The following is a 14,324-nucleotide window of genomic DNA, read 5'->3' as shown; positions in this document are numbered from 1 at the left end:
GCCTCGCTCCTACAGGTAATGCGTCGCCTTTGTAGGAGCGAGGCTTGCCCGCGAAGACATCAGCTCAGGCACCGTTTACCTCAAGGCTTGCGCAACAGGTAAGTATCCATAATCCACCCATTCGCCACCCGCGCCGCCTTGCGCACCCGCTCAATCTCCGGCGCCACGTCCTTGAGCTTGCCGCTGATCAGGATTTCATCCGGCGTCCCCAGATACGCGCCCCAGTAAATCTCCGTCTCCTGATCCGCCACTTGATGGTAGGAATCCTCGGCATCGAGCATCACCACGAGGCTGTCGGCATCGCTCACTTGCCCCGCCGCCAGCCGTCGGCCAGTGGTGATTTCAATTGAGCGGCCGATGCTATTCAGCGGTACCTTGTGTTGCGCCGCCAGCGCCTGAACGCTGGTGATTCCGGGGATCACGTCATACTCGAACGCACAACGGCCCGAGGCCAGGATCGCCTGCAAAATCCGCAGGGTGCTGTCGTACAACGCCGGATCGCCCCACACCAGAAAACCGCCGCACTGGCCGTCGGACAGTTCCTCATTGATCAGCCGCTCGAAGGTCTGCTGCTTGGCGAGGTTCAGATCGTCGACACTGGTCTTGTAGTCCACCTCCCCGCGCTCGCGTTCCGGGCTATGGGCTTGGACGAAGCGGTAGTCGTGACCGGTGATGAAGCGCTCGCAGATCTCACGGCGCAGGTCGATCAATTTGTCCTTGCTCTGGCCCTTGTCCATCAGGAAAAACACGTCGACGAGGTTCAGCGCCTTCACGGCCTGCATTGTGATGTAGTCAGGGTTGCCGGCGCCGATGCCGATGACCAGCAGCTTCTTCATCAAATTTCTCCTTCAAGCAAGCGCAGGCGCCAGCGGCCGGTGAACCGCAACTCGACGGCCGACAACGGTTCGACGTCGATCAGGTTGAATGCCTTGGCCTGCAACACCTGCGTCAGTGCTGCGCGAATGACAAAGGGATGGGTGATGGCAAGGACATGCCCCGGTGTTGCCACAAGGGCCTGGAGCCACTGCGCCACGCGCTCACAGAGTTGCGCGACCGACTCACCGCCATGGGGCGCCGAGGTCGGATCATCTAGCCAGGTTTGCAGTGCCTCGGGTTCGGACTTTTGCAGGTCATTGATCCGCACCCCGCTCCACCGTCCGAAGTCACAATCCCTCAGTGCCGAAACGATTTCAACGTCATTGCCAAACAACTCGGCGGTCTGCTGCGTGCGCAACTCCGGTCCACAGAGCACCCGTGGCGCCCCCTCGAACTGACCGCTGCGCGATCCCTTTGCCAATTGGCCATAAAATTCCAACGGCTCATTCGTAGGAAAACTCGCCATTTTTTGTGCGACTGTTCGCGCGTGGCACATCAGGGTCAAACGGGTTGCCTGCACGGTTTATCACCCTGTCGATGAAATGGAAAACGGCTCGATGCCGCCGATAATCACGCAATTGTGCCGCAAGACGCTTGATCCAGGGCGTTTCGTTTGCATCAGCACCGACGGGACGCGAGCTTGTTTAACCCATTAAGTTAGGCAATCTCTGACACCCGTGTGGGCGATGGACTACAAAGCCAGTCGACTTCCGTGTAGCCCTCAGCGCACGGGCTTTTCGCCCCATTTTGGGGCCTTGAAAAACCACGGAAAGTTTCGCTAGACATGTAGCATGCGCTACATAAATACTGTTTTAGCGATTTATGAAACAAAACCGACATACCCATCCAGCAGGAGCCCGGATGCCCTCTCTCAGAGACCTGATCACCGATCCCGCCCTGGACCTTACGCCGGCGGAACGCAAAGTCATCCGTGCCTTGCTGGACCAATACCCGCGTAACGGGCTGGGGCCGATGTCACGCTTGGCCGAACATGCCGGTGTCAGCGACCCCACCATTGTGCGGCTGGTGAAAAAACTGGGTTTCAGCGGTTACGCCGATTTCCAGGATGCCTTGCTCAGTGACATGGACCACCGCCTCCGGTCCCCCAGCGCCCTGTTGCAGCTTCGTTCTCATGTTCAGAAAGACGACGCCTGGAGCCATTACCTGGCGGAGACCCATCGGGCGCTGGTGGATACCCATGCGCTGACCCAACCCGAAGATGTGCGGATTCTGGTGCAGTGGCTGCTCGATACCCGTCATCAGGTTCACTGCTTTGGCGGGCGCTTCAGCAGTTTCCTCGCCAATTATTTGCTCAACCATTTGCGCTTGCTGCGCCCGGGCTGTTTCGCCCTGGAAGACAACGCACAACTGCCGGACCGGCTGTTCGACGTGCAGCGTCAGGACGTGGTGCTGGTGTTCGACTATCGCCGCTACCAGTCACAGGCCCTGCGCGTAGCCAATGCGGCGAAAAGCCGATACGCCCGGGTGGTGTTGTTCACGGACATCTATGCTTCACCGCTGCGGGAAATGGCCGACCTGATTATCAGTGCGCCGGTGGAATCGGTGTCGGCCTTCGACACCATGGTCCCGGCGCTGGCCCAGATCGAGGCGCTGATTGCCTGCCTGACCCTGCGCAGCCCGGAGCTGGCCGATCGCCTGGAAGGCATCGATGCCCTGCGAACCGATTTCGCCACCCACCTGCTGGAGGATAAATAAGGATGTTCACGCTCCCCCACCACTCGCCCCGGGACTTGCCGTTCACTGCCGATCACACCGCGCTGTTGCTGGTGGACATGCAGCGTGCCTGGCTCGAACCGCAGTTCGACCCGCACCTCAACGGACCGGATGGCGAGTACTTCCTGACCCGCACCCACATGCAGGTGGTGCCCAATCAACGGCGATTGCTCAGTGCCTTTCGCAGCGCGCAGCAAAATGTGCTGCACACGATCATCGAAAGCCTGACCGCCGATGGCCGCGACCGCTCGCTGGACCACAAGCTCTCGGACATGCACTTGCCCAAGGGCAGCCCCCCGGCGCGGATCATCGACGACCTGACGCCGACAGAAAACGAAATCGTTTTGCCCAAGACTTCTTCCGGGGTCTTCAACTCCACCAACATCGACTACGTGCTGCGCAACCTTGAAACGCGGCACCTGATCATCGCCGGCATCGTCACCGACCAGTGCGTGGACATGGCGGTGCGTGACGCCGCCGACCGTGGCTACCTGGTGACGCTAGTGGAGGATGCCTGTGCGACCTACACGCCGGAGCGTCATCAAGCCTGCCTGAACGCGATCAAGGGTTACTGCTGGATCACCGACACCCAGACCGTGCTCGGCCGGTTGCAGGAGATGCAAGCATGAGCGAACGCCTGTCGCCGCTGCCCATGACCACCCTCGTCACCACCGACCTGATCGGCGTGACCCGTGGCCGTTCGTTCCCGACGGACGAACTTGAACATTACCTGGCGACGGGCTGCGGCTGGGTGCCGGCCAACAGCGCCCTGACTCCGCAAGACATCATCGCCTCCACCAACCCGTGGGGCGCCTATGGCGATCTGCGGCTGATTCCCGACCTGAGCAGCCGGGTGACAGTCAGTAACGGCCCGGATGCCGCGGCCCCGGCGCTGGACTTCATCCACAGCGACATTCACGAAACCGATGGCCGCCCGTGGGGCGCCTGCCCACGCACGTTGTTGCGCAATGAAGTGCAGCGGTATCGCGCCGAATTGGGCTTGCAGGTCAACGCCGCGTTCGAACATGAATTCAACCTGAGCAGCGGCGCGGCCGATCAGCTGGCGTTCTCCCTTGAGGCCCAGCGTCAGGGCGCCGAGTTCGGTGGCTGGCTGCTCAGCGCCCTGCGCGCCGGTGGCGTCGAACCGGAAATGTTCCTGCCCGAATACGGCAAGCATCAATACGAAATCACCTGCCGCCCCGCCCTCGGCGTGGCCGCTGCGGACCGTGCGGTGAACGTGCGCGAGATCACCCGCGAGATCGCCCGGCAGATGGCCCTGGACGTGAGCTTCGCGCCGAAGACGTCCGAGCATGCCGTGTGCAACGGCGTCCATCTGCATGTCAGCCTGTTGGATCTGGACGGCCAACCGCTGATGTACGACGCCGGCACGATCAATGGCCTGTCGACCCTCGGTCAGCACTGGGCCGCCGGCATCCTTCATTACTTGCCAGCGCTGTGCGCGTTTACCGCACCGACACCGGTGTCCTACGAGCGCTTGCAGCCGCATCACTGGAGCGCCTCCTACGCCTGCCTCGGCCAGCGCAACCGCGAAGCGGCGCTGCGGATCTGCCCGACCGTGAGCCTGGGCGGCAAATCGGTGGCGGCGCAATACAACCTGGAATTTCGCGCCATGGACGCCACGGCGTCGCCGCACCTGGCGATGGCCGCGCTGCTGATCGCCGGTCGCCTGGGCATCGAGCAACGCCTGGCCTTGAACGCGATCACCGATGAAATCCCCGATTCCCTGAACGAAGAACAACGCCAGGCCCACGGCATCGTCGCCCTGCCCGCCTCCCTTGCCGAGGCGCTCGAGTGCCTGCGCAACAGCGAGGCGCTGATCGAAGCCCTGCCGAGCGCGTTGATGGACACCTGGTTCGCCCTTAAAACCGAGGAACTGACGCTGACGGAACAGCTGTCCCCCGCCGAACGCTGTGAGCACTATGCACGCCTGTACTGAATCCGCTGAACTTGGCCTGTACACCGAGCCCGCGTACACCCTGAGCCGCGAAGACTCGGCGCACCCGTTGATTCTGGTGTGTGAACACGCCAGCCGTTTTATTCCACCCGGGTTGAATGACCTGGGCCTGAGTCACGACGCGGCCCGCGAGCATATCGCCTGGGACATTGGTGCGCTGGCGCTTGCTGAAGGTTTGTCCCAGGCACTGGGGGCGACGTTGCTGACGGCCAATTACTCACGGCTCTTGATTGACCTCAACCGCCCGCGCCATGCCCCGGACAGCATCCCGCTGCAGAGCGAGATTTATCCGATACCGGGTAATCGGGATCTGGACGAAGTCACGCGCGAGTACCGCCGCGAATGCCTGTTCAAGCCGTTTCATGCCCGGCTGCAAACCTTGATCGACCAACGAATCGCCCAAGGGCGGCCGGTCCGGGTGGTCGGCATTCACAGTTTCACCCCGGTTTTCCACGGCCAACCGCGCGCGCTGGAAGTCGGCGTGCTGTTTGGCGAAGCCAGGGACTACGCCCAACGATTGATTGACGGGTTGAGCCAGCACCCCTTGAAGGTTGCCAGTAATGAGCCGTACAAAATCAACCCGCTGGGCGACATGACCGTGCCGGTGCACGGCGATGCACGGGGACTGGAATCGGTGTTGATCGAGGTGCGCAACGATTTGCTGCGCACCGCTGAAAACGTCAGTCGCTGGGCAGGTTATCTGGCTCCGCTGTTGTAAGAAATCGCGTCAAACCCGCAGCATGCAGCTGCTTTCATCCCAAGGAGTAGGGCTTCATGGAATTAGAAGAATTCGGCTACAAGCAAGAGTTGCAACGTAGCCTGTCGCTGACTGACCTGGTGGTGTACGGGATGATCTTCATGATCCCCATCGCCCCGTTCGGTGTGTACGGTTACGTCAACGCCGAAGCACCCGGCATGGTGCCGCTGGCCTACATCATCGGCATGGTGGCGATGCTGTTCACCGCCCTGAGTTACGGCAGCATGGCGCGGGCCTTTCCGATTGCCGGCTCGGTGTATTCCTACGCGCAACGCGGCCTCAACCCCCATGTCGGGTTTATCGCCGGCTGGCTGATGCTGCTCGATTACCTGCTGATTCCACCGCTGCTCTACGTGTACGCGGCCATGGCGCTGAATCACCTTTACCCTGACATCCCCAAGGTCGGTTTCATTCTGGCGTTTCTGGTCAGCGCGACCTTCGTCAACCTGCGGGGGATTACATTCACTGCCCGCATGAACATTGTCTTTCTGCTGGCGCAACTGGTGGTGCTGGGGATCTTCCTGTTCTACGCCTGGAATGCGCTGCACAGCGGCGGCGGTAACGGTCAACTGACCCTGGCGCCGCTGTACAACCCGGACACCTTCAATTTCGCCCTGCTGATGCAAGCCGTGTCGATTGCGGTCCTGTCCTTCCTCGGTTTCGATGCGATCTCCACCCTCGCCGAAGAAATCAAGGGCGACCCTGGCCGCAGCGTCGGCAAGGCAGCGCTGATTACGCTACTGGTGATGGGCGTGATCTTCGTCGTGCAAACCTGGATTGCCACAGACCTGGCGGCCGGCATGGGCTTCACCTCCGCCGACACCGCGTTCTATGAAATCGCCGAAATCGCTGCCGGCAGCTGGCTGGCAACCCTGACTGGCGTGGCCACCGCCCTCGCCTGGGGCGTGGCGGTTGCCATCACCTCGCAAGCGGCGGTATCGCGTCTGCTGTTCGGCATGGCCCGGGACGGCAAGCTACCGAAAGTGCTGGCCAAGGTTCACCCGAAACACAACACCCCCTACCTGAGCATTTACCTCGTAGCGGTACTGTCGCTGGTGATCTGCTACCTGTTCATCAACTCGGTGGACACCCTCACTTCGCTGGTGAACTTCGGCGCGCTGAGCGGTTTCATGTTGCTGCACCTGACCGTGATCAATTACTACTGGCGTCGGCAGAAGTCCGGCCAGGTGATCCGTCACCTGGTCTGCCCGGTGGTTGGCTTCATCATCGTCGCGGCCATCATGTACAACATGGGGGTCGATGCACAAAAACTCGGACTGATCTGGATTGCCCTGGGCCTGGTGTATCTGTTTTTCCTCAACAAACTGGGCGCCAGCACAGCGTTGCCCGACCCGAGCAACGGCTGACAAGAAAAAGAGCGGCGTCTGACAAGAAATCAGGCGACCGCCGATTTAATGCGTGGAAACCGACAGTGATAGTCAGGTTCGGCACACAGCGCCGAACCCTTTGATACAGGAGTATATCCATGCTGGTCTTACGCCCAGTCGAGTTAGCCGACCTGCCCCAGTTACAGCAACTGGCGCGCGACAGCCTGGTCGGTGTCACGTCCTTGCCGGACGACACTGAACGCCTGCGCCTGAGGATTCTCGACTCCTGCGCCTCGTTCGACAAAGACGTGGAAGGTCATGGCCCGGAGAACTATTTCTTCGTGCTTGAGGATCTCGCAGCCCGGCGTCTGGTGGGGTGCTCGGAGATCCTTGCCACCGCCGGTTTCAACGAACCGTTCTACAGTTTGCGCAACCGTCACTTCACCAGCGCCTCCCGGGAGCTGAACATCGAGCACGGCGTACCGGCGTTGTCTTTGTGTCAGGACCTCAGCGGCCACACCTTGCTACGGGGCTTTCACATCGATACGGCGCTGGTGCGCACGGCGTTTTCGGAGTTGCTGTCCCGGGCGCGCCTGTTGTTCATTGCCGCCCATTCGCAGCGTTTTGCGCAAGCGGTGATCACCGAGATCGTCGGCTTCAGCACCGAGGAGGCGCAATCACCGTTCTGGGATGCGCTGGGCAAGCATTTCTTCGACCTGCCCTACGCCGAAGCCGAGCGGCTCTGCGGTCTGGAGAGCCGGACCTTCCTCGCCGAACTGATGCCGCAATACCTGATCTACGTGCCGATGCTGCCCCAGGCTGCGCAGGATTGCATCGGCCGGATCCACCCCGATGGCCAGGAGGCCTTCGACATTCTTGAGCGTGAGGGATTTGAAACCAACAGCTACATCGACCTGTTTGACGGTGGGCCGACGCTGTACGCGCGCACCTCGAACATTCTCTCCATCGCCCAAAGCCAGACCGGCACGGCGCAACGGGCTTCACTGATCGATGCGTGCGGCCGTTACCTGGTGAGCAATGACGCGCTGAAGGACTATCGCGCGATCGTCGCCGAGTTGAATGTCCAGGCCGGGCAACCGGTGGGGTTGAGCGCCGAGATGTGTGCCGCCCTGAACGTCACCGATGGCAGCCCGATCCGGCTGATTGCCCTGTGAGCAGCACCCGGCCCCATGCCCAACGACAGCGCCCGAACTGGCGCGAAGAAGGAGCTGCATCATGATTGTCCGCCCGGTTCGCATCACCGACCTGCCCGCCTTGATGGATCTGGTGCAACAGGCCGGTCCCGGGTTTACCACCCTGCCGGCCAACGAAGAACGCCTGGTGCACCGGGTGCGCTGGGCCCAGCGGACCTTCGCCGAGCAGGTCGAGCGTGCAGATGCCGATTACCTGTTCGTGCTGGAAGATGACGATCAGCAAGTGGTCGGCATCAGTGCGCTGGCCGGTGCCGTTGGCCTGCGTGAACCCTGGTACAACTATCGGGTCGGGCTGACCGTCAGTTCGTCGCCGGACCTGGGTATTCAACGGCAGATTCCGACGCTGTTCCTGAATAATGAAATGACCGGGCAATCGGAAATCTGCTCGCTGTTCCTGCGCCCCGATCAACGCCACGGCAGCAACGGTCGGTTGCTGTCCCTGGGGCGCTTGCTGTTCGTGGCCGAGTTCCCGCACCTGTTCGGCGACAAACTCATCGCCGAACTGCGCGGCAGCGCCGACGAACACGGCTGTTCACCGTTCTGGGACAGCCTGGGCCGGCACTTCTTCAAGATGGATTTCAGCCACGCCGATCACCTGTCGGGGCTGGGCAGCAAATCGTTCATCGCCGAACTGATGCCGCGCCAGCCGCTTTACACGTGCCTGCTCACCGAACAGGCCCAGGCCGTCATCGGCCAGGCCCACCCAAACACCGAACCGGCACTGAAGATCCTCAAGGCCGAAGGTTTTGTGCATCAGGGTTACATCGACATCTTCGACGCAGGCCCGGTGATCGAAGCCCCGGTCGCGAAAATCCGCACCGTGCGCGACAGCCAACCGCTGGTTTTGGCTATCGGCACGCCCGACGAGCAGGCCCCGGTGTGGCTGATCCACAATCGCCGCCTGGAAAACTGCCGCATCACCACCGCCCAGGCCAGGCTGGTGGGCAACAGCCTGGTCGTCGACCGACTCACGGCCAAACGCCTGCAACTGCAACCGGGTAACTCGGTGCGGGCCGTGCCGTTACCCAATCGGCAACAGCAGGCGGTGGCAGCGTGATCAGATCCTGAGTCCTCCTCCACCCTTGGGGTGAGTGGGGTTCACCTGTGGCGAGGGAGCTTGCTCCCGTTGGCCTGCGAAGCGGCCCCAAAACTGCCACCCTAATCTATTTTTCCAGACACACCGCCCCCATCGTTTACGACTGCTGTGCAGCCGAACGGGAGCAAGCTCCCTCGCCACAGGTAAACCCGCTCGTCACAGAGGTCCGCGTCTATCTGAGCCCCCAGCAAAATTCGTCATCATCTTCCCCTCCTTCGCGTGATAGCCTTTTGTTCCTTCGGCGTTGACACCTTTGCTCAAGCCTTTCCATTCCTTTGTATTGGTGGAACTCATATGTCCAGGCTTTCTCATCAAGATTTGCGCCGTAACTTCCGCGAGTTGTTTGCTTCCAACACCTGCTATCACACGGCGTCTGTCTTCGACCCGATGTCGGCCCGCATTGCCGCTGACCTGGGGTTTGAAGTGGGCATCCTCGGCGGTTCTGTTGCCTCGTTGCAGGTGCTGGGCGCTCCCGACTTTGCCTTGATCACTCTCAGCGAGTTCGCCGAACAGGCCACGCGCATCGGTCGAGTGGCCCAATTGCCGGTCATCGCCGACGCCGACCACGGCTATGGCAACGCGCTCAACGTGATGCGCACCATCGTCGAACTTGAACGCGCCGGCATCGCCGCCCTGACCATCGAAGACACCCTGCTGCCGGCGCAATTCGGCCGCAAATCCACCGACCTGATCGGCGTGGCGGAAGGCGTCGGCAAGATTCGCGCGGCACTGGAAGCCCGGGTCGACTCGGAAATGGCGATCATCGCGCGTACCAACGCCGGGATCCTGCCGGTTCAGGAAGTCATCAGCCGCACCTGTCATTACCAGCAGGCCGGTGCGGACGGGATTTGCATGGTGGGCGTGCGAGACTTCGATCACCTCGAACAGATTGCCGAACACCTGAGCGTGCCACTGATGCTGGTCACCTACGGCAACCCGCTGCTGCGCGATGACAAACGCCTGGCCGAACTGGGCGTGCGGGTGACCATTGATGGTCATGGCGCGTACTTCGCGGCGATCAAGGCGACGTATGACAGCCTGCGCGAGCAACGGCAGATCTTTACCCAGGCGTCGGATTTGAGCGCTACCGAGCTGACTCATACGTATACGCAGCCTGAGGAATATATCCGTTGGGCGGAAGAGTTCATGAGTGTGAAGGAATAGCGCTGCAGCTTGTTGCGCTGTAGGACATCGATTTTACTAACACCAAAAATCCCTGTGGCGAGGGAGCTTGTCGGATCGCCACAGGGAACAATTTTCAGCGCTTCGCCAACTCCATGATCATCCGCGACAGCAGATAAATCCGCGGCGCTACGCTCTCTACCTCCGCGTATTCTTCAGGCGTATGAATATTGCCGCCGACAATCCCGAACCCATCCAGTGTCGGCGTACCCACCCCGGCCGAGAGGCTGGCGTCTGCCGCCCCGCCGCTGCCTTCTTCCGTCAACTTGCGCCCGATCTCGCCGTAAATCCCCTGAGCCATGGCCATCAGCCGATCCGATTCCGCCGTTTGCGGCATCGGTGGCAAACCGCGTTGTAGCGTGGTGGTGACTTCGGTATCAGGAATCAGCTTGTCCTTGGACACCCGCGCCAGGTCCTTCTCGATCCGGTCGAACTCTTCCGGTACCGCCGCCCGCACGTCGGCCTTGGCCGTGGCCTGGTCCGGAATCACGTTGGTGCGGTCGCCCGACTTGATCACGGTGAAGTTGATGGTGGTTTTCTTCTCGGCGTCGCCCAGTTTGCCGAGTTGCAGAATCTGGTGCGCCGCCTCCATCGCCGCGTTACGCCCCAGCTCCGGCGCAACACCGGCATGTGCGGCTTTGCCTTTGACTTCCACCACCGCCGTCGCGCTGCCTTTGCGCCACACCACCAGACCATCCGCCGGGCGGCCCGGTTCGAGGTTGAGGGTCACGTCGTGGGCCTTGGCGGTTTTCTTGATCAGGTCGGTGGCGATGTCCGAGCCGGTCTCTTCGCTGGCATCGAGCAGGAAGGTAATTTGAGCGTAGTCCTTGAAGTCGAGGTTTTTCAGGACTTTCAGTGCGTAGATCCCGGCGACGATGCCGCCCTTGTCGTCCATCACGCCCGGCCCGTAGGCGCGGCCGTCCTTGATGTGGAAAGGGCGCTCGGCGGCTGAGCCTTCCTTGAACACAGTGTCCATGTGCGCCATCAGCAGGATTTTCGCCTTGCCGGTGCCTTTGAGGGTCGCGATCACGTGGCTGCTTGTGTCCGGTGTGTTGGGTACCAATTCGATGGTGGCGCCGAGTTTTTTCAACTCGTCGATGGCGATGTCGCGCACTTGCGTCAGGCCGGGTTCATAGCCGGAACCGGAGTCGATGTTTACCAGACGCTCCAGCAGTTTCAGGGCTTCACCCTTGTACTGTTCGGCGTCGGCGAGGACTTGTTTGTGGGGTTCGGCGAAGGCTGCAGGGGCGAACGCGCCGAGGGCGAGGGTCAGGCCAAGGCTGGTGGCCAGCAGGGAACGAGGGAGATTGAGCGTCATGAATCGATCCTTGTTTCGTGTCGGGGGTCAAAAACACCCTACCTGACTACGGCGCAAGGCTCTAGACCGAATGCGACGCACACGAACCTGAGGCCGATCCCGCAGGGGGATGTGTGCAGGCCCTCAGACCGGGTCGAGCAGCTCGTGATGGGGTTTGCCGTCTATGCGGTAGATCACGCGGTTGCGGCCGGTGGTCTTGGCTTGGTAGAGCGCCTGGTCGGCATCATTGAGCCACAACGTGGCGTCGGTGTGTGACGGGTCGAATGCCGCCAGGCCAATGCTCAAGCTGACTTTCAGCGCCGGGTTCTGCTCGTAGCCCAGGGTCGCGAAGCGATCACGCAAGGCGTCCATGGCAGCCGCTGCGCTGTCGAGGGGCAAATCCGGGAGGAGCACGCAGAATTCGTCGCCACCATAGCGCCCCGCCACATCGGTCGCCCGCAGGTTCTGCTTGAGCATTTTGCTCAGTTGCCGCAGCACGATGTCCCCGGCGACATGGCCGTAGGTGTCATTGATGGTCTTGAAATGGTCGATGTCGATCAACGCAATCGCCCCGCCCTGCTGCTGGCGTTGGCAACGCTGGAATTCAACTTCCAGCTGGTCTTTCCAGGCGCCATGGTTCAGCAGGCCAGTGAGGCTGTCGGTACGGCTCAGGGCCAGCAATTCGCGTTTTTGGCGGCCCAGGGTGGTGGCCTGTTGAAAACAGATCCAGCCCAGCGCCAGCGGATACAGGCTCAGCAAGGGCAGACAGGCGTAGAGCTGCAACGGGCTGGTTTGCGCAACGAAGGCCGGTGTGAACACCAGCAGGCCGACACCCACCCCGAGAATCTGCGCAACCGTCCCCACCAGCAGGAACCGCAAACCACCGATCGCCACGTTGTTCATGGCCATCATGGACAGCGTCGCCGCGCTCGGTAGCGGATTGAACTGCATGGCAGCGACCCAGAATCCACCGAGAAAGGCGTCGACGAGAATGTTGCGATGTTCGGCGTGAAACGGCACCTTCGCCCGACGCGCCCATTGATAGGCAACATGCGGCCAGAGCACGCCATTGACGACCATCAGCACCCAGACCCATGGCGCAGGGTTGAGTGGATACATCGCCGCGCCTACGCACAACAGGCCCAAGGCCAGGCCCAGGGTTCGCGATGTATAGAGCCTTCTGGCCAGTGAAAGCCCTTTTCCTCCCGTTTTTCCCATAAGGGCCTCTGCGTCACACAACGGAACCCGACAAAACACGGGTGCGGGTGTGGTGGGAGTCTATCAGGGCAACGTTAAATAGCCATCACCGGCGGGCAGCCTGAATCCTGTGCAGTCTTTGTGGGCCATGTTTGGGCTATACATGAAGGAAGAGTTGGATAAACAACGATAAAGGAGACCCATGCAGACTTTTCAGGTGTTGATCATCGGCAGCGGTTTTGGCGGTCAGTGCGCGGCGATCAATCTGCTCAAGGCAGGCATCGACGATTTTCGCCTGCTGGAACGACGGGACTTTTTTGGCGGCACCTGGTGCCAGAACACCTACCCCGGCGCGGCCGTCGATGTGCCCTCGCCGCTCTATTCGCTGTCCTTCGCCCCTTACCGCTGGACGCAAATGTTCGCCGATCAGGCTGAACTGCATCACTACACCCAGTACGTGGTGGAGCACTTCGGCCTGCGGGACAAGGTCGAACTGCAAGCCAATGTCGAGCGCATCGAATGGGACGCCGACGGCCAGCGCTGGGCGGTGCACACCGGCGCCAAAGGCACGTTTTACGCGCAGTTCCTGATCAACGCGACGGGGCCGCTGAGTCAACCGGTTGTGCCTCATTTCGAAGGCCAGGAACGCTTCCAGGGCAAGACGTTTCACACCAACAACTGGGATCACACCTTCGATTACCGGCACAAACGTGTCGCCATCGTCGGCAGCGGCGCCAGTGCGGCCCAGGTTATTCCGACCATTGCCCCAGACGTCGAGCACCTGCATGTGTTCCAGCGTACGCCGCACTGGGTGTTGCCCCGCGCCGACCGTACCTTCGGGCCTTTCCAGCGTTGGCTGCTGGGCCTCAAACCGGCATACAAACTGCTGCGCTGGATGCTCTACTGGCAGTTCGAATCCCGGGTGATTGCTTTCAAATACTCGAAACCGGCGATCCGCATGGTCCAGCAACACGCCCTGCGCTTCCTCAAGCGCCAGGTGCCTGACCCCGAATTGCGCCGCAAACTGACACCGGACTTCACCATCGGCTGCAAGCGCGTGATCGTCTCTAGCACCCTCTACCCGGCACTCGGGCGCAGCAACGTGACGCTGCACAGCCGCGAACAAGGCATCGCGTCCATCGACGAAACTGGCATCGTCACTCAGGACGGTCAGCACATCGACCTGGACCTGATCGTCTGGTCCACCGGGTACGACGCCACCGACGGGGTGATTTCCTACCCGGTCACCGGTAAAAACGGCACCCGGCTCAAAGACGTCTGGGCCCAGTACCCGCGGGCTTATCTGGGCACCAGCCTGCCGGACTTTCCCAACTTGTTTATCGTCACCGGGCCCAATACCGGCATCGGCCACACCTCGGCGCTGTTCATCATCGAGTCACAGATGAATTACATCCTCGATTGCATCCGCACGCTGAAAGAAAAGGGTTTGCGCAGCATCGAAGTACGCCCCGAGGCAGAACGTACCTACACTGAGATGATCCACCGTGAAATGGAGCGTACCGTCTGGAAGTCCGGGGGCTGCCACAGTTGGTATCAAAGCAAGAGCGGTCATGTGATCGCCATGTTCCCGGGGTTCAGTTTCAGCTATCACCGGTTGACCCGGGCACTGAAACCCGCCGACCACATTTTGTCCTGAACACGTAAAAG

General features: G+C 61.1%; 13 protein-coding genes. 9 read left to right on the top strand and 4 right to left on the bottom strand.

The window, feature by feature from the left end:
- Positions 1–80 precede the first annotated feature (80 nt).
- Positions 81–836 (bottom strand): precorrin-6A synthase (deacetylating), encoded by a 756-nt coding sequence (cobF, locus tag QMX98_RS05310; protein ID WP_154501198.1) that lies wholly within the window; start codon positions 834–836, stop codon positions 81–83.
- A complete protein-coding gene (locus tag QMX98_RS05305) occupies positions 836–1,396 on the bottom strand; it encodes a histidine phosphatase family protein (RefSeq protein ID WP_282410380.1) in 561 nt (186 codons plus the stop codon). Before QMX98_RS05305 ends, cobF begins: the two co-directional genes overlap by 1 nt.
- Positions 1,397–1,737: 341 nt before the next feature.
- Between QMX98_RS05305 and QMX98_RS05300 the strand changes: the two genes are divergently transcribed.
- From QMX98_RS05300 to QMX98_RS05265, 8 genes are all read left to right on the top strand, one after another.
- Positions 1,738–2,592 (top strand): MurR/RpiR family transcriptional regulator, encoded by an 855-nt coding sequence (locus QMX98_RS05300; protein ID WP_077749076.1) that lies wholly within the window; start codon positions 1,738–1,740, stop codon positions 2,590–2,592.
- Positions 2,593–2,594: 2 nt separating this feature from the next.
- Entirely contained in the window at positions 2,595–3,239 is a 645-nt protein-coding gene (locus tag QMX98_RS05295; protein ID WP_102595350.1) for an isochorismatase family cysteine hydrolase, read from the top strand.
- Positions 3,236–4,567 (top strand): glutamine synthetase family protein, encoded by a 1,332-nt coding sequence (locus QMX98_RS05290; RefSeq protein ID WP_077749074.1) that lies wholly within the window; start codon positions 3,236–3,238, stop codon positions 4,565–4,567. Before QMX98_RS05295 ends, QMX98_RS05290 begins: the two co-directional genes overlap by 4 nt.
- Positions 4,551–5,303: an N-formylglutamate amidohydrolase gene (locus tag QMX98_RS05285; RefSeq protein ID WP_282410379.1), complete on the top strand. Its 753-nt coding sequence runs from the start codon at positions 4,551–4,553 to the stop codon at positions 5,301–5,303. Before QMX98_RS05290 ends, QMX98_RS05285 begins: the two co-directional genes overlap by 17 nt.
- Before the next feature lie 56 nt (positions 5,304–5,359).
- Complete coding sequence (locus QMX98_RS05280) at positions 5,360–6,709, top strand: APC family permease (protein ID WP_077749072.1); 1,350 nt, start codon at positions 5,360–5,362, stop codon at positions 6,707–6,709.
- A gap of 119 nt (positions 6,710–6,828) precedes the next feature.
- Positions 6,829–7,845: an arginine N-succinyltransferase gene (locus QMX98_RS05275; RefSeq protein WP_282410378.1), complete on the top strand. Its 1,017-nt coding sequence runs from the start codon at positions 6,829–6,831 to the stop codon at positions 7,843–7,845.
- Positions 7,846–7,906: 61 nt separating this feature from the next.
- Positions 7,907–8,941 carry an arginine N-succinyltransferase gene (gene astA / locus QMX98_RS05270; protein WP_010455566.1) on the top strand — a complete coding sequence of 345 codons (1,035 nt, stop codon included), beginning with the start codon at positions 7,907–7,909 and terminating at the stop codon, positions 8,939–8,941.
- Between the two features lie 333 nt (positions 8,942–9,274).
- Positions 9,275–10,144: an oxaloacetate decarboxylase gene (locus tag QMX98_RS05265; protein ID WP_010455567.1), complete on the top strand. Its 870-nt coding sequence runs from the start codon at positions 9,275–9,277 to the stop codon at positions 10,142–10,144.
- Positions 10,145–10,238: 94 nt separating this feature from the next.
- Here QMX98_RS05265 and QMX98_RS05260 read toward each other — a convergent pair whose 3' ends face one another.
- Together QMX98_RS05260 and QMX98_RS05255 are read right to left on the bottom strand one after the other, a co-directional pair.
- Entirely contained in the window at positions 10,239–11,480 is a 1,242-nt protein-coding gene (locus QMX98_RS05260; protein ID WP_282410377.1) for a M20/M25/M40 family metallo-hydrolase, read from the bottom strand.
- 123 nt (positions 11,481–11,603) lie between these two features.
- Positions 11,604–12,677: a diguanylate cyclase gene (locus tag QMX98_RS05255; protein ID WP_042932758.1), complete on the bottom strand. Its 1,074-nt coding sequence runs from the start codon at positions 12,675–12,677 to the stop codon at positions 11,604–11,606.
- Positions 12,678–12,858: 181 nt separating this feature from the next.
- Here QMX98_RS05255 and QMX98_RS05250 point away from each other — a divergent pair, with 181 nt between their 5' ends.
- Entirely contained in the window at positions 12,859–14,313 is a 1,455-nt protein-coding gene (locus QMX98_RS05250) for an NAD(P)/FAD-dependent oxidoreductase (RefSeq protein WP_282410376.1), read from the top strand.
- Positions 14,314–14,324 lie beyond the last annotated feature (11 nt).

The organism is Pseudomonas sp. PS02303, assembly GCF_029959925.1.
Taxonomy (GTDB): domain Bacteria; phylum Pseudomonadota; class Gammaproteobacteria; order Pseudomonadales; family Pseudomonadaceae; genus Aquipseudomonas; species Aquipseudomonas mandelii.
The sequence above is the reverse complement of the archived record's forward strand: the minus strand, read 5'-3'. Positions and strand labels throughout refer to the sequence as shown.

Coding starts and splice junctions, on each gene's coding strand:
- cobF (WP_154501198.1), bottom strand. CDS start 836: ATGAAGAAGCTGCTGGTCATCGGCATCGGCGCCGGCAACCCTGACTAC.
- QMX98_RS05300 (WP_077749076.1), top strand. CDS start 1,738: ATGCCCTCTCTCAGAGACCTGATCACCGATCCCGCCCTGGACCTTACG.
- QMX98_RS05295 (WP_102595350.1), top strand. CDS start 2,595: ATGTTCACGCTCCCCCACCACTCGCCCCGGGACTTGCCGTTCACTGCC.
- QMX98_RS05290 (WP_077749074.1), top strand. CDS start 3,236: ATGAGCGAACGCCTGTCGCCGCTGCCCATGACCACCCTCGTCACCACC.
- QMX98_RS05285 (WP_282410379.1), top strand. CDS start 4,551: ATGCACGCCTGTACTGAATCCGCTGAACTTGGCCTGTACACCGAGCCC.
- QMX98_RS05280 (WP_077749072.1), top strand. CDS start 5,360: ATGGAATTAGAAGAATTCGGCTACAAGCAAGAGTTGCAACGTAGCCTG.
- QMX98_RS05275 (WP_282410378.1), top strand. CDS start 6,829: ATGCTGGTCTTACGCCCAGTCGAGTTAGCCGACCTGCCCCAGTTACAG.
- astA (WP_010455566.1), top strand. CDS start 7,907: ATGATTGTCCGCCCGGTTCGCATCACCGACCTGCCCGCCTTGATGGAT.
- QMX98_RS05265 (WP_010455567.1), top strand. CDS start 9,275: ATGTCCAGGCTTTCTCATCAAGATTTGCGCCGTAACTTCCGCGAGTTG.
- QMX98_RS05260 (WP_282410377.1), bottom strand. CDS start 11,480: ATGACGCTCAATCTCCCTCGTTCCCTGCTGGCCACCAGCCTTGGCCTG.
- QMX98_RS05255 (WP_042932758.1), bottom strand. CDS start 12,677: ATGGGAAAAACGGGAGGAAAAGGGCTTTCACTGGCCAGAAGGCTCTAT.
- QMX98_RS05250 (WP_282410376.1), top strand. CDS start 12,859: ATGCAGACTTTTCAGGTGTTGATCATCGGCAGCGGTTTTGGCGGTCAG.